This window comes from Leptothoe spongobia TAU-MAC 1115 (assembly GCF_018739885.1).
GTDB classification, from domain to species: Bacteria; Cyanobacteriota; Cyanobacteriia; order Phormidesmidales; family Phormidesmidaceae; genus Leptothoe; species Leptothoe spongobia.
Genome location: NZ_JADOES010000004.1, coordinates 140,039 through 161,500, shown reverse-complemented (window position 1 = coordinate 161,500; position 21,462 = coordinate 140,039). Strand labels below are relative to the sequence as shown.

Here is a 21,462-nt window from a genome sequence, read left to right as displayed (position 1 = left end):
AGCCATGCCGGTTGAAATCAGAGAGTTAATCATTCGTACAACGATTGTTGATCATGCTGGTCAGTCCGACAGTGCTGGCTCTCAGCCTAGTGCTGGTGGAACTGATGCCATCATTGCGGCCTGCGTCGCACAGGTCTTAAAAATATTGGAACGGAAACGAGAAAGATGACTGTATTAGGGGCTCTCCGAGGTAAAACCTTAGAAAAATTAAAGATACTCGCGTACCTGAACCCTGAGCGGCAGGGGTTATTCGCCAAGACCTATGAGGTCATGTTTAACCCTGAGTCTTACTCGTTTACCTATACCAATGACTATCAAACCAGCCAGGGAATAAATTCCAGTGGATTGAGTGCCCAGTATGCTCTCACCCGTTCTAGAAATTTATCTCTAAAATTCACGATAGATGATTCTAGTGCTACGGCTGGTTTGTTTGCAGGTCTGTCGTCGGTGGGGCCCTTTCCCAGAACTACGGTGAAGGATCGGGTTGAAGAGTTTTTAGACCTGACAACCCGTATGGATGGTGAGATCCATGCACCCAGGTATCTACGCATTGAGTGGGGCGATCTACAGTTTGACTGTCGCTTAGCGTCAGTCACCGTCAATTACACCTTGTTTAGCCGTAGTGGCATTGCCATTCGCGCCGAACTTGATACTGTTTTTATTGAAGACATTGAGGAGTCAAAACGCCTCAAGGAAGAAGGCAAAAGCTCGCCCGATTTAACCCACACTCGCACCGTGATCAGTGGAGATACCCTACCCCTAATGGCCAATCGCATTTATCGAGATCCCAATTACTATATTCAAATTGCCCAGGCGAATAAGCTAAACAATTTTAGGAAGCTCAAGCCGGGCAGCAAACTGAATTTTCCACCCGTTCGTTCTTCTTAACCAAACCTGTTGCTTGATCAAAGCTAGTCCCTAAGGAGACATGTAAATCACAAGATGCCTGGCCCCGTCACGATAACGTTTTTGAACCTGACTCAGGGTAAGAAGCCCATGGACCCGAAGTTTGGGGTAGTCCATGTTGACATTGTTAAGGATGTCAATCGGATTCCATCGGCCCAAATCACCTTGATTGATGGGAGTGCCAGTGAGCAGACGTTTCCCATTAGTAATAATGACTTTTTTGCGCCAGGTCAAGAAATTGAAATTCAACTGCGCTATGAACAACAGAGTAAGGATGAAACTGTTTTCAAAGGCATTGTGGTGAAGCATGCGGTTGAGGCTAGCTTTAATCCTTATCAATCCTATCTACATTTATATCTAAAGGATGCTGCCATTAAGCTGACCACCCAGCGAAAAAATATGGTGTTTAAGAAATCTCCAGATAAAAAGATTACGGACAGTGAGATTATTCAAAAAATTATTGAGACTGCGAAGTTAGAGGTGGGAGATATTTCGAAGTCCACATCTGAACATGGGGAGATGGTGCAATACTACTGCACCGATTGGGATTTTATGATCGCTCGGGCAGATGCTAATGGGCTTTGGGTGATCGTAGATGATGGCAAGATAACGGTCATGTCTCCCACAAAGACAGAAATGGCGGCCAAATCAGTGGCTTTTACGGCTGAATATGGCTCAACCACCATCTATAGCCTGGAGATGGAGGCTGATATTCAACATCAGTATGGGGCTATCTCCAGTCAGTCCTGGGATGTAACCACCCAAGCATTGGCCACGGCTGTCACTGGCAAGGACAGTACATCCTTGCCAGGTAACCTAAAACCTGACGAGTTAGCAGCCACCATTGGTGCCGATAACTACAATTTAATTACAGGTCTGGAGCTATCACCTAGTGAAATGCAAACCTGGGCCAATGCCAAAATGGAGAAGACTCGCTTATCCATGCTCAGGGGGCGATTCCGGGTGCCGGGCTTGACCAATACTAAGCCTGGGGATGTGGTGGAAATTGCTGGTGTTAGCGATCGGTTTAATGGCAAAACCCTGGTGTCAGGTATTCGTCACCAGGTGAGTAAAGAGGGTTGGCAAACTGATGTGCAGTTTGGCATGGCCGCTGATTGGTTTTCCCAAAATCAAGATATTACGGAGATGCCGGCCTCGGGTCTGGTGCCGGTGGTTAACGGTTTGCAAATTGGCATTGTGGATAAGTACGAGGAGGATAAGGAGAATAAGTATCGGGTCAGGGTGAAAGTACCAGCCCTTTCCAGCAAAGACAATGCCGCAGGTGAACTCATCTGGGCCCGATTAGCAACCTTAGATGCTGGCGCTAATCGGGGGACCTTTTTTAGGCCGGAGCTAAATGATGAAGTGGTACTAGGTTTTCTCCATGATGATCCGCGACAGGCCATCATTTTAGGGGCGCTGTACAGCAAGAAGAATGTCCCGCCCTGGACGGTGGATGAAGATAATTTTTTGAAAGGGATTGTTACTAAGAAAAATCTCCAAGTCACATTGGATGATACCGATGATCAAGAGTCGATTACCCTTGAGACGCCAGGAAAAAATAAGATTGTTTTAACGGATAAGAAAGATGATGAAAGTATCCAGTTAACGGACAAACATGGAAATACATTGGTGATGAATAAAGACGGGATACAGCTCAGCAGCAGTAAGGATATCAATATTAAAGCATCTGGCAATGTGAAGATTGAAGGCAAAGCGGTCGATGTTATCTAGTGTGAAGGGTGATGGCAACAGGTAGCTCATTTTTAGGGACAGGTTGGGGCTTTCCGCCTCAATTTAATCGAGAAACGGCTCAGGTAGCGATGGTTTCTGATGAAGATGATATTGCTCAAAGCTTGAATATTATCTTGTCTACCTATCCAGGGGAGCGTTTTATGCAACCCACGTTTGGCTGTGAGCTGAGTCAGTTCCTTTTTGAAGAAGTCCGACAGGGGGTGATTACCAGTATTCGCGGTATTGTGGCTGATGCATTGCTCTACCATGAGCCCCGCATTAAGGTTGACCGGATTGCTATTGCTGAAAGTGAGACTGAACCTGGTTTGTTGCTGATTAATATTGACTATACGATTCGGTCTACCAACTCTCGGTTCAACTTTGTTTATCCGTTTTATTTAAATGAGGCAGTCAGTTAAGGCATAAAGCACGGTAAAAACGATGGCTGATTTTATTCTGATTGATGGGGATACGGTAAAGTTTAATCCTGCTTTTGCCCTGGCGACGGTGTCTGTCCAGGACGGCTCAATGACAGGGGGGGGGAAATCCACCCTCAATGGCAGCGCTATCTGCATTGAAGGAGATGAAACAAATGTTTCTGTGCCAGGTTGTTCTTACACGATGGGGTCATTTACCACACCGGGCACTGGCACCCTAAAGATTGATGGCTTAGGCGCTGATCAAACGACCACTAAGACAAAGAGTGGTGGCAAGCCGATATTGCTAAAGGGAAGTTTGTTTACGGCAAAGCTTGAGGTGCAGCAACCGGCTGTGGATCCCTCCACAGGGGCCTCGGATCCCAATCCGCAATATCCAGGCAATGGCACCTTTGAAACGACAAATGACAAGTGGAAAGGGACTTAATGTATCCGAATTTAATGTTGATTAAACGATGGAATTAAAGGCTCACAATTTTAGAGATGGCACTGGCCAACGTCAACGGTTGCTGAGGGCATTGCAACCGGACTATGTGGCGGTGGATGAGCGGACCCTGGAAGATGGTCTCAGGTTTGCTCAAACCTATGCTAAACAGCTAGGCTACTTCAATCTGTCAAATCAATTGGACGGAGATTGGTCTGGTTTCTTTTCAGGGGATATTCAGCAAATGCTGGATTATCTTGAGCATTCAGACGATGTTACAGATGACGACCCGTCGGTCTCGCCTCACTTGGCATTATTTTTAACCTTCCTAAAATTATTTCAATATCCGCAGCAACAGTTTAAGGAGCTGACCCAGCGGTATTTAGATTTTTATTATCGTGATGTTTTAAGGCTGACGGAAAGACCCGCTATTGCTGATCAAGTCCATGTGATTTTTGGTCTGGACCCAGGGGAAACAATTCATTTGCTGCAGCAAGGGACGCGCTTAAGTGCTGGTCCTGATAGTCAGGGCGTGGACCAACAGTATTTGCTAGATGAGGATATCTATCTCAATCAGGCCCAGGTGGCCAGTGTAAAGACCCTGGCGGTGGATAAAGCCTATATTGATCTCAAAGCGATTCATTTGCAAGGCGATCGCAACAGTGAAGCTTTTGAAAACATGCTGCAATGGGCGGTGGGGACTCCAAACCAGGGAGATGCTCTGCCCAACTATCCGTCTGGGGAGCCTGAAGATATCCCCTATGATGGAGCCCATGTGCGATCGCTATTTCAATCGATTAAAGGGTACACCCTGGATCAGGTGACAGCACCGCAGCAGCAGTATATTCTCAACCAGCTGTGTTTTGCATCCATTGAAGACTTTCAATATTGTTTAGACATTCACGATCGCGAAATTCAGAAGCAACAGGGTGATCGTGAGGCGACGCCGCCGATGGATTCAGAATGGGATCAGGTTTACGAGCTGGTGGAAAAGGCCTATCGGAAAAAGATTAATCGCGATCGCAAACTCACCCTCAAAGCAGAACACCGTAGCCCTACTTACACCAATCCAGACATCGCCTTTACAGCCATGGTGCAGCTAGCTTTGGGAGATCCTAACCCCAGGGATGCCCTACCACTGCTACCCGATGGTGGTCAGATTACCCTGGCTAACCTGCTAGCGGCTCTGGCACCGGACTCTACTGCCCCGATTACGCCCCAAACTGCAGCCCAATATATTCAAGACCAGTTGTTTATGAGCGTTGAAGATTTCCAAACCATTATGGAAATCAATGCTAATGAAGATGCTGCCGAGACCGACTGGGAGGAAGTGTATCGCCTGTTAGAAAAGGCCCAATCCAAAAAGCGAGGCTTTACCTATCCCCTCATTGGCCGGATGGAAATCCAGGCCATTTCTGCGGCAGGTATTGCCGAGGCTGAACCAGGAGAATTTGCCCAGCTCAAACGGTTTAACACCTTTAGCGCCAATCTGCCTGAGGCTGATGTGCCTGCAACGGTGCCTCAAGACATTGGAGTGGCCATTACATCCCCCGTTTTATTGTTGTCAGAAGGCACCCGCGAGATTACTGTCACCCTATCCTGTCAAGCAGAAACCTTTAACCGGGGTATCCTCACGGACATGGTGGAGCGGGGGGAGATTCCCTTTGAGGTGGCCATTAGCAGTGCCCAGGAATGGCTCTCCATGGCAGGGGCAGCCCTTACCTTTCAAGTGGGAGATTTTCTGTTAGAAGAACCCCTAAAGGTGCATCAACCCGATGGTCTATCGCCGGTTTACACCACTCCGCCAGAGGTGATGTTTGAGGATGAGGATGAGGGGCGGTATCTTCACTTTCGAGATGGCACTCTCTACGAAATTACAGAAGTACGGGCAGCAGATGAGGTAAAGCTGGAAGCAGTGGGGCAGCTGGCTCCGACTGAGCAAATTGCTAAATACCAAACCCTAGAAATCGACGGCAGCTATCACGAGATCACGGGGCTTACCCTCAGTGACGATGGGCGCTCGGTATCGACTACCGCCAACCGGTTTAAAGCCAATGATGTCAACAAGTTTCTGATGCTGGCGGATGGCACCATTTACCAGATCCGCCGATATGCCAACGCTCGCAATGTGGAGGTGAACTATTGGGGCTATTTGCCACCGGTGGATAACGTCATTAAAAAATACGATGAGATTACCTTAACCTCCCTGGCCACCATAGCGGCGTTGGATATGAGCAGCGTAGTGATTTCTGCCGATGAAGATATTCGCTTTGCTGCGGCTGATGTGGGCCATTATCTGGCGTGGAATACGGGCAATATTTATCAGATTACGGCAACGCTTAGCGATCGCGAAGCCCAGGTAAAACAAGTGGGCTCCATGCAAAAAGACTCCGTTTGGACTGAACCAATTCATCACTATTCTGCTACAGGTATCTATCCCAATAGTCTGAAGTTTAGCTTTACGGTGGAGGCAGATCAGGTGGCGATCGCGCCACCACCACCAGATAAGTCCGCCAGTACCTTTACCACCCCCTACCCGGTGGTTAAAATTGCCCTGAAGGGACCTGAGCCATCAAAAAATAAAGGCAATATTGCCGCCCACTATGAAGCACTCCAGGGGCTTTGTTTAGAGCGGGTTAACCTGCAGGTCGCCGCCAAAGATATTCAAACCCTACAGCTGCGCAACGATCGCTCTACCCTCAGCACCAAGAGCCCCTTTGAACCCTTTGGATCCAGCCCTAAAGCTGGTGCTGGCTTTTATTTCTACCATCCAGAAATTGCCTATAAAAAGCTTGATGACCTGTCGCTCCATATTGATTGGATGGGGCTACCCGATGATTTAGCGGAGAATTATCGCGCCTATTGTAATGTTGCTCTTGCCAATGCTCCAGACAATATTGAAAACAACAGTTTTCAGGCCCAGCTGCAGCTGCTGCTCAATCGTAGCTGGCGTCAGGTCAAAACCCAGCCTTTATTTGTTCTAGCGGATGATGATGTCCAGGGGAGTGGAGACTCGTCACCATTGGCCCCGCAGATGACCCTGGACTATGGCAAAGCTAGTTTTGAGGCCATTGCCAACTACACCCAGACTGCACCAGAGAATTTCACCCTGGATGACCTGCTAGAGCAGCCTCGCTATTTCAAGCTGGAGCTAAGCAGCCCTGATTTTTTGCACAATCTCTATCCGTTGGTACTCAATAAAGTGGCTCGGTCCACTGATACCGCCATCAATTCCCTGGCGGTGTATCCGCCCTATACTCCAGAGATTAAGGCCATCTCTCTCGACTATAAGGCCTCTGTAGAGATCGATCTGTCGGCTTCGCCACCGGAGCATGCCCTCGATCAAATTTTTCAGCTCCATCCCTTTGGCTATGTGGATATTTTCCGCACCTGTGGGGATGATGATGGCCACTTCTTTTTGTTGCCCCAATATGATCTGGCAGGGGAGCTCTTTATTGGTGTTCGAGATTTACAGCCTCCCCAACTATTGACCGTGTTGTTCCAGATGGTGGCCGGGAGTGCGGATGTGGAACTGTCTAATCCGCCGATCCAGTGGAGTTATTTGAGTTGCGATCGCTGGTATCCCCTCCAAGATACTGAAGTGCTATCTGATAATACCAACGGGCTGGTAGATTCAGGCATTTTCCGGTTTCAGATACCGGCTGAAGCCACCGCTGACAATCATTTGTTACCCGGTGGTTTGCACTGGCTCCGAGCCACCGTGGCTGACAATGCCACCGCCATTCCAGACACCCTGGATATTCGCGCCCAAGCGGTCAAAGCCACCTTTGTGAATCAAGGCAATGCCCCCGACCATTTCAACCAACCCTTAGCAGCCAAGTCCATCCAGACCCTGGTTGAGCGAGTTCCAGTCATTCAAACCATTGAACAGCCCTACAGCTCTTTCAAAGGTCGTGGTCAAGAAGCCCCAGAAGCCTTTTATACCCGCGTCAGCGAGCGATTGCGCCACAAACAACGAGCACTCACTCGTTGGGATTACGAACATCTGGTGCTAGAGAATTTTCCCCAGATTTACAAAGCCAAATGTCTCTCCCAAGCAGATCAAAACAATGTTCCCGGTGCTGCCCAGGTCACCGTAGTGGTAATCCCCGATATTTCCAATACCGCTCCCTTCTTTCCCCTAGAGCCCAAAGCCCCCCTCTACCTACTAAAAGAAATTGAGACGTTCCTCCAGGCGCACACCTCACCCTTTGTTAATGTCGTAGTCAAAAATCCCCGCTATGAGCAGATCAAATACCGCATCGGCGTACGGTTGAGAGAGGGATATGAACAAGGCTACTACCTCCAACAGATCAATCAAGAACTGGTCCAATTTTTATCCCCCTGGGCCTATGAAAAACAGGCTGACATTTCCTTTGGTAGCTCCATTCACAGTTCAACCGTAATTCATTTTGTGGAAACCCGACCCTATGTTGACTATGTGACAAATCTGAAGCTTATAGAACAATCCTTTGTCGATGAGGACCAACAAGACAGTGCCACGCTCCAGGTCAATACTACCAATCTGGCCCAAGTGCGCCGCCCCGATTCAATTTTGGTCTCAGCCCCAACTCACATTATCGACATTATCACCACCGAAGACTATGAAGAAGAAGCCTTTGAAGGCATTGACTATATGATTATCGATCTAGATTTTATCCTCAAGTAACCGTCCCTTCCCCCTTCCCCCTTTCCCGAGATATCACCATGGTAGACACACAATCTAGAGAAAACCTCTACGAACTATTCAAGACAGGGGCCAAACCCTCGGAAGAAGACTTCAAAGCCTTCATTGATTCGGTGCTCAATGGCAGTGATGACGGCATTAGTAAGCCATCGGGAGAAGACATTCCCCTTAAAGTTATGGCTCAGGGGACCACCCAAAATTTGTTGGACTTTTATAACGACGATACCCATACCTGGCGCATTAACCAGCAGCCGGACAGTGCTCAGTTAGGATTTAATCTCTCAACCGGTGGAGATACAGGTAGCAGTAGACTCTTTGTTGAAAGTGGCAGTGGCAAGGTAGGATTCAACACAGCCCAGCCAGTGGCTCAGCTCCATATTCAGCAGTCTGTTGCCCAGCAGGCGGTACTCAAGATTGATGCAATTAATCAACAGCCGTTGTTTGGGATAGATGGGAGCGGGAAGGTCGGCATTGGCACGGCCCCTGGTACTGAGCAATTGAAAGTGACGGGGAACGCAGCGTTTAGTGGTGCTATTGGCATTGGGGATGGTGCTAATCCTGCTCACAAGTTGACAGTCAACGGTGGTGAACTGGCATTACGGGTGACAAACAATGCAAACTCTCAGGGAATTCTGTTCCAGAATAGTGGGTATGCCTATACCTGGCGGATCTACCGCAAAGATGTAGGTGGTAATAGAGCCTCTCTGAATATAGCATCCGGTGCAGATGCGGATTACAGCAATCTAAGCGATCGCATCGTCATTGATAAAGATGGCAAGGTGGGTGTTGGTTCTGCTCCCTCAGGCAATAACCAGTTGACAGTGCAGGGCAGCACCACCGTATCAGGGAATCTGTCAGTTGCTGGCACGTCTTCTTTAGCAAATCTCTCAGTCACGGGTACAGCCTCCTTCTCAAGTAATCTTTCTGTAGCTGGGACTGGTGAATCTACATTTGCAGGCAGTATCAAGGTCAGTGGCAAACTTAAGGTGCCAGGTGCTCAGCAAATCATATTTGAAGACGGTAATACGAGTAACAATCTCAAGCTTCAACTGTGGGATGGTTATGGTCTAGGTATCAATAACAGTACGTTATTTTATGCAGCCAATGGTAAACATTCCTGGCGAGATAGTGGGGGGGCTAACGAAAGAATGCTGCTGACTACAGCAGCCAATGGTGGGTTGGCTGTGAAAGGAGCAGGTAATTCATCATTTGCTGGGAGACTCAGCGTCGGGACTACAGATGTTGGTGCTGCCAGATTTAAAGTTGCCAATTCTGCTACTGATTTTGCAGATTTTGCATTTAGTAACAGTGGTATGGGGCAATTACAATTTATTGGCTGGCCCAGCGGTTGGAATATCAATGCCAAGACTAATGGTAAGCACCTTTACCTGAATCGAGATTCTGGTGACAAATCAAATGTTTTAATTGGCCGGAATGGAAAGGAACTCTTTGTCCGAGGTAGTGATGGCAAAGTTGGCATTGGGACGACTGATCCAGGAGCAAAACTACACGTTATTAATACACAACAAGGTGCTGATGGTAACACCCTAATCTTAGGTCCAACTAACTCATCTCACCTACGGTTGGGATACCACGCAAACTATAGTTGGATACAATCCCATGCTGGCAAACCCTTATGTATTAATGCCCTAGGGAACAAAGTTGGTATTGGAACTACATCTCCTAATCGAAAACTAACTGTAAACGGTGATTTTGGACTTACCACAGGCACCAATCAATTCAGGATGTATATGGACGGAGAAAATCTATATTTTTATCTTCAGAAGACAAAACACGGAACTAACAAAACGATCCGATGGGATGGGGATACCAACTGGGATGCTGTATCAGATATGCGTTTAAAGACTGACATTGATAATGAGGTAAATATTCTCAATCGTATTATGCAGTTAGAGGTAAAAAATTATCGCTGGAAAGATAATCCTGGATCTAAAGCAAAGAAAATTGGTTTTGTAGCCCAGGACATTCAACCCCTATTTCCTACACTGGTAGGTGAAATAAAAGATCCACAAGATAACCAGTCTACTCTGACCTTAAAATATGCCGAATTTGGTGCATTAGCCATAGGCGGTTTAAAGGAATTAAAACTTGAAAAAGATTCTGAAATAACTGAACTTAAAGACAAGATGGATGCTGAAATAGCTGCACTCAAAAAACAAATACAGCAACTGAAAAGTTGATGATATCGTCTGGCCACTGGCCCTAGTTAACCCCGATCACCCTAGTCTCGAACCTAGCTATGAAAGAACAACTCAAACAACGCCTTCAAGAACTTAGAACCGAGTACACATCGGGCCAAAAAGTATTGACAGAACTTGAAGCCAAACAGGCCAATCTGCAAAATACCCTGCTCCGTATTCAGGGAGCCATTCAGGTGTTAGAAGAAGAGTTAACCAAGGCTGATGAGCTTCTATCCAATGGCACGGCAGATCTTTCAACAGACGACTTAGTCCCTGCAGATGCCTCTCATTTCATTCAAACCTCGTAATTAAAAACACCCATTAAAAGTCATCGGAGGCGTCACAGTGGCAGGTAAAAAAAACAGAACCCAACTCCATGCCCTATTTCAATCAGGGGCAAAACCCTCGGGTGAAAACTTCCAAGACTTTATCGATTCTGTCCTCAATATCAATGATGACGGTATCGAAAAGCCCACTGGTGCAGATGTTCCTCTGAAAATCATGGCCCAAGGGACTGAGGAAAATCTGTTGGATTTTTATGCGGATGATACCCACACCTGGCGCATTAATCAAAAACCTACCGACGTTGATCCAGGTTTAAATTTTTCCACGGGAGGCCTTAGTAAACTCTTTGTAGCCAGCGGTACAGGGAATGTTGGCATCAGCACCAACAACCCCAGAGCCAAACTTCATATTCTCCAGGATGGTAGCCAGGCAGCCTTGCGCATTGACGATGAGGTGAACGATGCCACTCCTCTGGTGATTGATGCCGATGGCAAGGTGGGCATTGGCCTTGATATTCCAGAACGGAAACTGCAAGTAGAGCAGGGTGAACTTAGGGTCAGGTCAAGCCACAATCAGACAACACCAGACATTGGCGCGTTCTATGCCAACAACCAAACCCAGGGTATTGGCATTGGATATGCCCACATCGCAGCGATTGGTAGCAATGAAAATCAAGATATTCAATTTATCCCAAAAGGGACAGGCAAACTGTCGTTAGCGGGGGATACCGTAATCAGTAAGTCGTTAACAGTGGGTGAAGCTAGTGCCAAGAACTATCAAAATGTAGCAGCAGAGAGCAATTTGATCGTCAAGGGCCAGCTTACAGCAGGTGGCTCAAAAGGCAGTGCTATCTATAAGTTAGGCATTGGCTATGCTCCCTCTAGTCAAGGTGAGGGCACGCTGACTGTTTCTGGCAATGTTGGCATTGGTACCAACGATCCTCGCTCAGCCTTGGATACAGGTACAGGAGTGATGACTGGGGCAGCCAATGATTATATGAAAGCTCAATTTGCCCTAAGCGGTGGTGGTACGGTTACCTGGGGGGGACCGAACGGGCGCTTGAAATGGACACAGCGTTTTATTGCCATTTCCATGGAAAGATCAACATCCTTCTCCAGCGGACATCTCAATATTTATCAGCCGACAGAAGATATCCCCAAAGACAATGTCTATGATGGCAAAGCTCGTTCAGTGACAGCAGAGGGAGTTGTGTTGAAAGTTTGGGAAGCGATCTACGCCGTTCATACTGTGGGGGGCAATGAAAATGCTGTTGACTTTCAAATTGTTCAGTATACCCAAAGTTTCTTGGCTCCTAGTAACTGGATCTTGGTTGCCGTGGTGAATGATGATAACGACACAGTTAAGCTGGGCACTGGCACCATCCTCAGTAAAAAGTCTTCGTCTACCAAAGGTAGCCCCATACCCACTGGGGTAATTATGATGTGGCATGGTGCGACAAATGCTATTCCAGATGGTTGGGCATTGTGTAATGGTAAGAACGGTACACCCAACTTGCTAGATAGATTTGTTGTGGCAGCAGGTAGTAAAACGTATGCTCCTGGTGATAACGGCAACCCAGATACCCATACCCATAAAGTAAACCCTCCGAGTACAAACTTGAGTATTAACAATGCGGGAGCACATACCCATAAATTTCCTGATGCTTGGTACAATCGCAGCCTGGATAGCGGTAATAAAACTGGAATTGATGTAAAAAGTGAAAATATAGATACTTCAACAACTCAATCATCAGGCAATCATAGCCATAGTGGGAAAGTGGATATTGCTCAGTTTGATAGTGGTTCGAGTTCAGGTCTCAACAGACCGAAATGGTATGCCCTATGTTTCATTATGAAGCTGTAGGAGAAATTATCCTATTTAGAGAGAGGTCTTGTTGAGTTAACAATGGCAAATACGGAGATAAGATTATGAGTCTGAGTGAAATCCAAACTGTCAATATCGATAGAATCCAGGTTAATCCCACTAAGGTAGAAGCATCAGAAACAGCCACCTTTGATGTTGAAGATGTGCATCAACTACCTCCCATTAAAGTAGAACCCCATGGCCAAAATTTTTATATCGTGAATGGGCACCACCGCTATCGAACTGCACTTAAGCAAGGGAAAACCACCATGCGAGTTGTTGTTGTCAACCCCGACGACGACTAAGGCTCGCTGAAAACGATCAATTCGCATAGCAAGTACCCATGGTTGAATCTCCCACTATCTCCAGTGCTCCGCCAGTGCATCCTGGCATGAACTATGCCTTGCTTCGGCAAGCGGGCATTGATCACATTGCTAAGTTGGCCGGAGATCTCTGGACCGACTACAATGCCCACGATCCAGGCATTACGATCCTGGAAAATCTGTGCTATGCCATCACCGATCTCAGCTATCGTCTGTCGTTTGATATGGAGGACCTGCTGGCCTACCCGGCAGATGCTCCCTTAGAAGGTCGTCAGCAGTTTTTTACCGCCCGAGAGATTCTCACGGTCAACCCCCTCACCATCAATGACTATCGCAAGCTACTAATCGATATCCACGGCGTAAAAAATGCCTGGTTAGAACCCTTAGACAATCCTGAGCCAGCCCTATATACCGATGCTACCCACTCCCAGTTGAGTTTCGCCACACCAGACTTAACTGAGCCGGTCAAGCTGAAGGGGCTGTACCGTGTCTTGATTGAACAAGACCCTAACTACGCCGATGCCCAATCTCTAATAGATACCGCCAAAGCTCGTCTCTATCCTCGGCGCAACCTGTGCGAAGATTTTGCTGAAATCAAAGTATTAGCTCTCGAAGAAATTACCGTACGGACAGAACTGGAGATTGAGGACGGGGTTGATCCTAATGTCTTAATGGCACAGATCTATGTCGCGTTGGATCGATTGATCTCCCCTGACATTGACTTTTTCTCCCTCAAGGAGTTGCTGGCCCAAGGAGCACCGCCAGAAACCATTTTTGAAGGGCCTGCTCTAGCGCATGGATTTATCAATACCGAGCAGCTGGAACAGTTTGACCGCAAAACAGAGCTCCATGTTTCTGATTTTATCCATGTCATTCTAGATATTGCCGATGTCAAAGCCGTAAGGCAAATCACCATTGCCAGTAATCAATCCCCTGCCCCCCAGGCTTGGGCGCTTGATCTAGACCCCAACCTGACGCCCCGCATCAAGTCCATCGAAAAGGTTCTGCAGGACTTTACCTTCTATAACGGTCAAATCACCTATACTCTCAACGAAGCACGGGTCAAAAGAGCCTTAAAGGTTGTATCCCAGGCAAATCGTGCCACTACCTCCAAGACTGACCAGCCGTTAGACCTACCGATTCCCAAAGGAGAAGACCGCGAGCTGGCAGACTATGAGTCGATTCAAAATGATTTCCCTCTTACCTATGGCATTGGTGATATTGGGTTACCTCCCTCTGCCAATACTGAGCGCAAAGCCCAGGCGAAACAGTTACAGGCCTATTTGATGGTTTTTGATCAGCTGTTGGCCAATGCCTTTGCCCAGCTAGACCATGTCAAAGATCTGTTCTCTTTTCATAATCCGGCCCTGACCACCTACTTTGCCCAGAGCATTGCTCACCACCCTGGGGCAGAGGCAATTTTAGCGGCAGACTATGCCCAAAGTCTAGAGAGCCTCCACGAAGATGAATCGTCGGCTCTAGAGCGTAAAAACCGGCTACTGAACCATTTGATGGCCCACTATAGTGAGAAATCACCAGGGGATTCTCTACTGTTTTCAGAAGCGGCACTGTCAGCGACGACGATTCAAAAAAAGGTTGATTTTCTGAGTGATTATCTGACCATTAGTGCGGGACGGGGCCGGGCAGTGAATGTTGCGATCGCATCCAAGCCTGATAACACCGACAATGTTTCAGGCCTAAAGCGGCGCATTAGCCGCCTGCTCGGATTACCCCCTAGCCAACAATTTCTCTCCACAGATCAGCAAGAAGGCTTTTTCATTCTGGAACATATCCTACTGCGTCCCAAAACTAGTAATGCTCCAGATGAGACACCTGGCTTTTTAAGCTTCGCCCAGCCAATTACGGCATTTAGCCCATCTAGCGTTGAGGGCCGGGTCACCTGCTTTTCACCGGCCTATGACCTCAGCCTGTTATCCCTGGACAGTACCGATGACCTCCCCAGCACGGGGACAAACCTAGTGGTAGTCGCTCAGATTGACGATACCTACTATGCCCGTATTTTTAACCGAACTGGGAACAAAGTTGTTGACACCGTCAATGTTGCTGACAACCATGGCTTTGCCCCCGATGCCATCCTGGTACAAGAATTAGAAACGGCTGGATTTATCACAGAGGCGCAAGCGGCAACCCGTGCCCCCATTCCTGAACAAACCAAAAGTGACCTGGTACAAAAAATCACCACTAGCTTCAACCACACACCACCAAGCCATGGTTTGAAGATTGGGGAAACAATTACTATTTTTTACTCTAGCCATTACAGTGGCAACTATCGGGTGACGGCCACCACCACCGACACCTTTGATATCGTGGCAGACTATGTAGAAGACGATCCAGACGCAGGCCCAGATACCGGTAGCTGGGTCCGTAGTCAGCAACCGACAGATCCCTTCTCGTTTCAGATTAGTATAGTCATCCCCGACTGGCCCAAACACTTTCAAGACAAAAACTTCAGACAGTTGCTCCACGACACCATCATTTCTGAAACTCCAGCCCACATTACAATCCACCTACATTGGCTGGATGCTCCTACCATGCAAGAGTTTCAAAGCACCTACAATCTCCGACTACAGGAACTCTCGGGCACGGCTATAGCCGGTATAGGCAGTCGAGATGTGACCTATCGACTACTCAATCTCTTGCAGTTAGGCACCAGTACCATCCCAGACTTTCCCGCCATGTTGGGCTATATGGCCATCGGAGATGACTTTGTTGTATTTTAATGTCGTATTTTAATGTGGTCCAACCGCTATGGCTCAACAACGCCACATTATCAAACAGCAAATTCTGGACTTGCAAGTCCAGTCTAAGATACCAACGTTTGAGTTGCAAAACCAGCTCAGCAGTCTCTATCGCAGCAAAATCATTCCTCTGATCGAAGCTTATTGTAACCAGATTAGTACTCCCGATACCCTACTCCGCATCGATACCCTCCACATTGATCTGGGTGAGATTGACCGACAAACCCTTGAAACAGACTTTATCGAGAAAGTTAAAGAGCAATTGACTCAACAATTGGCTCAACAATTAGCTCAACAACTGAGTCGCTATCCGGCATCCACTCCAGCGGCACCCACTCCAGCTGTCCACAGAGCCAGCATCCCACCTAACGCTAGGATGCAACAGGCTAAACCACCACCGCCTACAAATCCCACCACAGCTCAACTTGAACTACTCAGCTACTTCTTGCAAACCGGGCTTTTACCCTGGTGGTGCAACAGCTTAAGCTCAGTGGCCCTGGAAGATTGCTACGAACAGCTGCGCAGGACATCCCCTGTTGCCCTCAAAGCGTTACTTCAGGCTCAACTCAAGCAGGCCAAACCACTGCAACGCCTAATCTATCAGTTTACTGATAAAACGCTGGTCAACATCGTAGACTTAATGGTTCCTGGTGGTTTTACATGGATCCAGCCTTATTGCCGAGACCTGCAGACTTTAAGGTCTCAAGTAAATCACCTACGAGAGATTCCTCCCCGACAATTTCGCCTCAAGCTTTGGCAAGAGATCTTTGGGACGCTATCTCTAAGTCCTAACACTGGCATCAATGCAAATGTAGCCATTCGGAATCATCTGCTACAGTTAGCCATCAGTTTTCACATCAATGTGCCAACATTCTTTCAACAATTGCGACAGGGGATGGAGCGTCTGCGCGATGATGACGTTCGCTTGGAGAGTGAGTTACCAGCTGTACTCGAAGCCCATCTCCAAACAGCTGTACCCCCTATTATTACCCATGCAGCCATCGAAAATCTGTACAACCTCTTAAATAAGCTAAAATCTCTCAACAACAAATCATCCATCTCGTCATCCCTACAAGAGAAACTCGATGCTCTCTTAGATCAATTCAACGACCTACGTTCAGCCCCTTCAGATACCCCCTCTACAAATTCACTCACTGACATAACCACCCTAGTCACTGAACTAGAGACCCAGGCATCCTTTACCTATCGCCCCTTAATCAATCAAATCAAATCATTTTTACAATCCATCTCGCCCCAACCCCTCTCAGCCAAAACCTTTGCCCCCTCTGTCCCCTCTGCATCCTCTCACCCATCTGTCCCCTTCAATGATCCCATTACTCCCTTCAGTGACTCCGAAGAACTCTATATCCAAAATGCTGGTTTAATCTTACTCTGGCCTTTTCTCACTCGTCTTTTTGAAACCCTCAATCTAGTTCAATCCAATCAATTTATTGATCCTCAGGCCGCCGAACGAGCTGTTCTCTTACTCCAATATTTAGCTGATGATTCCACCGCAAATCCTGAGCATTTGCTACCTCTTAACAAACTGCTTTGTGGATTGGACCTCCTGGACCCCATTGCAGCTCATTTAGACATGACTGAACTAGAACAAACTGAGTGTAATAGTCTGCTCGCAGCTGTGATTCACAATTGGTCAGCACTGAAAAGTACCACACCTGACGGATTGAGACGAGGCTTTTTACAAAGAGCCGGTATTCTTAGACGCCACAATCACAACTGGCTACTACAGGCCGAGCGGGAGACCCATGATATCCTGCTCGATCAACTACCCTGGAGTATTCGGGTTGTTAAACTACCCTGGATGTCCGAAATTCTATATGTGGAATGGTAAATTCAATTCGATAACTGATCCCCACCTCGGAGCCTCTACGCAGGGCTGTTTCATTGTGTGGACAGAAAATCTGAAGGCATTGAAAGCTCATTCGAGAAAAGGCATGCTCTACGTGGAGATGGGCCGTGCCAAACAACAACGCGATAACCTGATTAATCGACCCCGCCGTACCCCCTATTTATGCAATTGGGGACAACCCAGTAGGCTGGGTCCTAGGGCGGCCTCCCGGCCCTAGCCATGGGGGTTTGGGGAACTCGGAGGGACCCCAAGCAACCGGTTTTGGTTCCCTCCGATCATATCTCAATTAAGTATGAACGAAGTAATAAGTCTTACAGATTTTCTCTGGTAAACACGAAACAACCCTGCACCTCGGAACCTCTGCGGGGTGGATTACTCCAAAAACTACTCTTCCAACACTTTTAACTGAATATCTGCCTCCAGCATACTCTGGCTAAAATGCCCCACCTGCAACTTACCAGTCACCGCCGCCGCCTGCACCGGATCCACCGTCGCCGCCAAGGCAATATGACCATCCGCCACCGCCAACCCCAACGTCGGATCAAACCCACGCCAGCCACCACCAGGCACATACACCTCAGGCCAGGCATGCAGTTCATGGCTGGTCTGGTCCGCATCCCCCCGCTGATAACCACTCACAAACCGTGCTGCTAGTCCCACCGATCGACAAGCCGCCATAAACAGTACCGTAAAATCGCGGCAGGTGCCTCGCTGTTCAGCTAGCACTACCCCAGCGGACCACGGTGGGCCATGGTGACGGACTTCATAGGTATAGCCTTTATAAATGGCCTGGTTAAGACTGGTCAGAAACATACCCACATTACCGTCAGCCTGGTGCAACAGTTGTTGCGCCCAGTCGATCACCGCCGGGCTGTCAGCATGGAGAGAGTTTAAATAAGGGGTCACCAACCGCTGCACTGATTGAGGATAGTCCAATGGGGCTGTAATGGCCCACTCAGGAGACAAATAGTCAAAGGGATTGGAACGTAGGGTTTCTACATCGCACTGGGTGGCCATGGTCAAGGTGGTGACATCGGTGTCAGGAAACCATACCTGACGACAGACGTTTCCCTCCAGGTCTAGCCAATCAATGGATTTGCGGGGGGTGGGCGAAATCTCACAGGCAAAGTAATGCAGTCGTTGACTACCGTCTACACGAGGTTGCAGTCTGAGTATATGGGTCCCTAGCTGAACAGGTTCAGCATATTGATATCGGGTGTGATGGACAATGCAGTAGCGCACGGCAGGAAGGGGGGATGGGGGGATGGGCAGAAGGCGGAAGGCGGAAGGGGCTGGTCTTGTACCTACCTAAGAACAATTAGGCCGGTACCGGTAGCCCGAAGAAGTTTTCGGTGATGGCGCTACCGACATGGTTGAGGTCATCCTGGAGACCGTCTAAAAATTCATGGAGACCGGTTTCAAAAATCTCTTCTAGGGTGATGTATTCGAGGTGCGATCGCAACTTACCCAACCGCCGCTCACTACTCAACCGCCAGCTCCCCCCAGGGGTGCCCGAGATTTTGTGTAGCGACTGCTCCGCCTGCAAAATGCAACAGCGAATTGAGCGAGGAAACTCTGGATGCAGCACCAGAAAGTCCACCACACCCCTAGGATTAAGCATATGCTCACACTTGCGATACATCTCATAGGCACTGGCAGAACGCAACAGAGCAATCCACTGCAGATTGTCCAAGGGACTGCCCACCGCCGCCGCTGACGGTAGCAGAATAAAGTACTTTACATCCAAAATCCGTGCTGTTTTGTCCGCCCGTTCCAAAAAACGTCCTAACCGACCAAAATGCCAACCTTCATTGTGGGACATGGTGGCATCCATCACCCCAGCAAACAGATGACTCGCTGTTTTCACTTCAGGGTAAAACGCATAGAGATTAGTAATATCGGTAGACTTAGCGGCATCTTCTACTCTGAGGTAAAACTCATTTAGCTGTTCCCACATTTCTGACGAGATAATCTCCCGGACTGAACGGGCATTCTCCCTGGCCGCCTTTACACAGGAGCGAATAGAATTGGGATAATCTGAGTCAAAGGTGAGAAACTTCAACACATTCTCAGCGGTGGCTTCGCCATAGCGATCTTGGAAGATCTTCTGATCGCCTGTGGTAACCACCAACGGCTCCCACTGTTGCATCGTGCCCACAGGGGCATCCAGCAACAGATGTAAGTTTACTTCTACGAATCGAGATACGTTTTCGGCTCGTTCGACATAGCGGTTAATCCAGTAAATTGAATTGGCAACGCGGCTTAGCATGGGGCAAGTTCTTTAAAGTAGTTTTGAGCAAACAAGAGAAATAGATTCTTTACTAGGAAGGGATTGTATATCTATCCTCACCTTTAGAAGGGAAGGTGCCGAAGGCGGAGGTGCCGGAGGCGGAGGGGTCTGAACCGATAGCGCCATCGGTCGAAGACCCCCTATAGTCCCCCTTCCCAAGGGGGACAGAGACTATCACATGTCTAAACTCAAAGTCTGTAAAGAAATCCATGGTGCAAAATTCTTGCTTAATTCGCTGCCGCCACAACCCAGGTATCCTTACTCCCCCCTCCCTGGGATGAGTTCACCACCAAGGATCCTTTCCTTAAGGCCACCCGCGTCAACCCACCCGGATTTACATAGATGTCTTCTCCATTCAAAATAAATGGCCGCAGATCCACATGACAGCCTTGAAACTCACTGTTAATCAACGCCGGTACCCGCGAGAGACAGAGCGTAGGCTGGGCAATATAGCCCCTAGGGTTTGCCTTAATCTGGTCAGCAAAGGCATCGCGCTCTGGAGCACTAGCATGGGGACCCACCAGCATGCCATAACCACCGGAGGCATTGGTGGCTTTGACCACTAGCTCGTCTAAATGCCCGAGTACGTAGTCTTGCTGCTGGGAGTTTTCACAGAGGTAGGTGGGGACATTGGGAATGATCTGCTCTTCGTCCAGGTAGTAGCGCACCATGTCGGGGACATAGCTGTAGATCATTTTGTCATCGGCGACACCGGTACCGGGGGCATTTGCGATCGCAACTCGTCCCTGGCGATATACCCCCATCAGTCCCGGCACCCCCAGGAGTGAATCAGCGCGGAATGTAAGCGGATCTAGAAAATCATCGTCAATGCGACGGTAGATCACATCCACTCGCTGCAGACCTTTGGTGGTCTTCATTTGCAGGTATCCGTCGGCCACCACCAAATCTCGACCTTCCACCAACTCAATCCCCATTTGCTGTGCCAGGAATGAATGCTCAAAATAGGCAGAGTTGTAAATGCCAGGGGATAACAGCACCACCTGTGGCTCGGGCACACCGTCTGGAGCTAAATGTAGTAGAGAGGCCAACAGCTGACTGGGATAGGCATCTACCGGATTTATGTTGAGGGCCTCAAACAGAGCTGGAAACGCGCCCTTCATCACTCGTCTGTTTTCTAAGACATAGGAGACTCCAGAGGGACAGCGGAGATTGTCTTCAAGCACGTACCAATTGCCGTTGCGATCGCGCACCAGATCGGTACCCGTAATATGACACCAAATTCCCTTGGGCGGTTTTAATCCCACACAGGGTTCTAGAAAACCAGTGGCAGACTCAATCACCTCTCGGGAAATAATCCCATCCTGGATAATCTTTTGGTCGTTATAGATATCATCCAAGAAACAATTTAGCGCCTCAATCCGTTGTTTCAGCCCCCGTTCCAACCACCGCCACTCATCACTGGGCACCACACGGGGCACCACATCAAACGGAAAGATCCGCTCTGTTCCTTGGTTATCACTGTAAACGTTAAATGTTACCCCGAGCTTAAACAACATATTTTGAGCCATCTGCTGCCGTAGCATCAGCTCATCAATGGAAATGTTACTAATACGCTTCACCAACAGTTCTGCTTCTGGCCGAGGCACGCCACGACTGACAAACAGTTCATCATAAAAGTCGCCGGGGTCGTAGGTGTTAAACACTGGTCACATTCCCAAAGTG

At 48.3% G+C, this 21,462-nt stretch carries 15 protein-coding genes; 12 read left to right on the top strand and 3 right to left on the bottom strand.

The genetic code is table 11. The features are described 5' to 3' along the window. Positions 1-4: 4 nt before the first annotated feature. The 12 genes from IXB50_RS03485 (at position 5) to IXB50_RS03430 (ending at position 17,471) form a co-directional block, all read left to right on the top strand. Entirely contained in the window at positions 5-169 is a 165-nt protein-coding gene (locus IXB50_RS03485; protein WP_215607548.1) for a DUF5908 family protein, read from the top strand. Continuing rightward, entirely contained in the window at positions 166-888 is a 723-nt protein-coding gene (locus IXB50_RS03480; RefSeq protein ID WP_215607547.1) for a CIS tube protein, read from the top strand. Before IXB50_RS03485 ends, IXB50_RS03480 begins: the two co-directional genes overlap by 4 nt. A gap of 108 nt (positions 889-996) precedes the next feature. Next, positions 997-2,640: a type VI secretion system tip protein VgrG gene (gene vgrG / locus IXB50_RS03475; protein WP_215607546.1), complete on the top strand. Its 1,644-nt coding sequence runs from the start codon at positions 997-999 to the stop codon at positions 2,638-2,640. Positions 2,641-2,651: 11 nt separating this feature from the next. Next, positions 2,652-3,059: a GPW/gp25 family protein gene (locus IXB50_RS03470; protein WP_215607545.1), complete on the top strand. Its 408-nt coding sequence runs from the start codon at positions 2,652-2,654 to the stop codon at positions 3,057-3,059. A 22-nt stretch (positions 3,060-3,081) separates the two neighbouring features. After that, a complete protein-coding gene (locus tag IXB50_RS03465) occupies positions 3,082-3,504 on the top strand; it encodes a hypothetical protein (RefSeq protein ID WP_215607544.1) in 423 nt (140 codons plus the stop codon). 28 nt (positions 3,505-3,532) lie between these two features. Then, positions 3,533-8,170, top strand: a complete 4,638-nt coding sequence (locus tag IXB50_RS03460; protein WP_215607543.1) for a baseplate J/gp47 family protein — start codon at positions 3,533-3,535, stop codon at positions 8,168-8,170. A 38-nt stretch (positions 8,171-8,208) separates the two neighbouring features. Then, positions 8,209-10,389, top strand: a complete 2,181-nt coding sequence (locus IXB50_RS03455; protein WP_215607542.1) for a tail fiber domain-containing protein — start codon at positions 8,209-8,211, stop codon at positions 10,387-10,389. 59 nt (positions 10,390-10,448) lie between these two features. Continuing rightward, positions 10,449-10,697 (top strand): hypothetical protein, encoded by a 249-nt coding sequence (locus IXB50_RS03450; protein ID WP_215607541.1) that lies wholly within the window; start codon positions 10,449-10,451, stop codon positions 10,695-10,697. Between the two features lie 37 nt (positions 10,698-10,734). Further along, on the top strand, positions 10,735-12,537 hold the full coding sequence (locus IXB50_RS03445) for a phage tail protein (RefSeq protein WP_215607540.1): 1,803 nt from the start codon (positions 10,735-10,737) through the stop codon (positions 12,535-12,537). Positions 12,538-12,602: 65 nt separating this feature from the next. Beyond that, positions 12,603-12,842 (top strand): ParB/RepB/Spo0J family partition protein, encoded by a 240-nt coding sequence (locus IXB50_RS03440; protein WP_215607539.1) that lies wholly within the window; start codon positions 12,603-12,605, stop codon positions 12,840-12,842. Between the two features lie 38 nt (positions 12,843-12,880). Next, on the top strand, positions 12,881-15,601 hold the full coding sequence (locus tag IXB50_RS03435) for a hypothetical protein (protein WP_215607538.1): 2,721 nt from the start codon (positions 12,881-12,883) through the stop codon (positions 15,599-15,601). A gap of 28 nt (positions 15,602-15,629) precedes the next feature. After that, positions 15,630-17,471 (top strand): contractile injection system tape measure protein, encoded by a 1,842-nt coding sequence (locus IXB50_RS03430; protein ID WP_215607537.1) that lies wholly within the window; start codon positions 15,630-15,632, stop codon positions 17,469-17,471. A gap of 402 nt (positions 17,472-17,873) precedes the next feature. Here the strand turns inward: IXB50_RS03430 and IXB50_RS03425 are convergent, their stop codons facing one another. The 3 genes from IXB50_RS03425 to IXB50_RS03415 all read right to left on the bottom strand — a co-directional run bounded on the left by IXB50_RS03425 (position 17,874) and on the right by IXB50_RS03415 (position 21,443). Further along, complete coding sequence (locus IXB50_RS03425) at positions 17,874-18,731, bottom strand: transglutaminase family protein (protein WP_215607536.1); 858 nt, start codon at positions 18,729-18,731, stop codon at positions 17,874-17,876. A gap of 76 nt (positions 18,732-18,807) precedes the next feature. Next, positions 18,808-19,758, bottom strand: a complete 951-nt coding sequence (locus IXB50_RS03420; protein WP_215607535.1) for an alpha-E domain-containing protein — start codon at positions 19,756-19,758, stop codon at positions 18,808-18,810. Between the two features lie 248 nt (positions 19,759-20,006). Beyond that, positions 20,007-21,443 (bottom strand): circularly permuted type 2 ATP-grasp protein, encoded by a 1,437-nt coding sequence (locus IXB50_RS03415; RefSeq protein WP_215607534.1) that lies wholly within the window; start codon positions 21,441-21,443, stop codon positions 20,007-20,009. Between the last annotated feature and the right edge of the window lie 19 nt (positions 21,444-21,462).

Coding starts and splice junctions, on each gene's coding strand:
- IXB50_RS03450 (WP_215607541.1), top strand. CDS start 10,449: ATGAAAGAACAACTCAAACAACGCCTTCAAGAACTTAGAACCGAGTAC.
- IXB50_RS03420 (WP_215607535.1), bottom strand. CDS start 19,758: ATGCTAAGCCGCGTTGCCAATTCAATTTACTGGATTAACCGCTATGTC.
- IXB50_RS03485 (WP_215607548.1), top strand. CDS start 5: ATGCCGGTTGAAATCAGAGAGTTAATCATTCGTACAACGATTGTTGAT.
- IXB50_RS03470 (WP_215607545.1), top strand. CDS start 2,652: ATGGCAACAGGTAGCTCATTTTTAGGGACAGGTTGGGGCTTTCCGCCT.
- IXB50_RS03465 (WP_215607544.1), top strand. CDS start 3,082: ATGGCTGATTTTATTCTGATTGATGGGGATACGGTAAAGTTTAATCCT.
- IXB50_RS03460 (WP_215607543.1), top strand. CDS start 3,533: ATGGAATTAAAGGCTCACAATTTTAGAGATGGCACTGGCCAACGTCAA.
- IXB50_RS03455 (WP_215607542.1), top strand. CDS start 8,209: ATGGTAGACACACAATCTAGAGAAAACCTCTACGAACTATTCAAGACA.
- IXB50_RS03430 (WP_215607537.1), top strand. CDS start 15,630: ATGGCTCAACAACGCCACATTATCAAACAGCAAATTCTGGACTTGCAA.
- IXB50_RS03435 (WP_215607538.1), top strand. CDS start 12,881: ATGGTTGAATCTCCCACTATCTCCAGTGCTCCGCCAGTGCATCCTGGC.
- vgrG (WP_215607546.1), top strand. CDS start 997: ATGGACCCGAAGTTTGGGGTAGTCCATGTTGACATTGTTAAGGATGTC.
- IXB50_RS03440 (WP_215607539.1), top strand. CDS start 12,603: ATGAGTCTGAGTGAAATCCAAACTGTCAATATCGATAGAATCCAGGTT.
- IXB50_RS03480 (WP_215607547.1), top strand. CDS start 166: ATGACTGTATTAGGGGCTCTCCGAGGTAAAACCTTAGAAAAATTAAAG.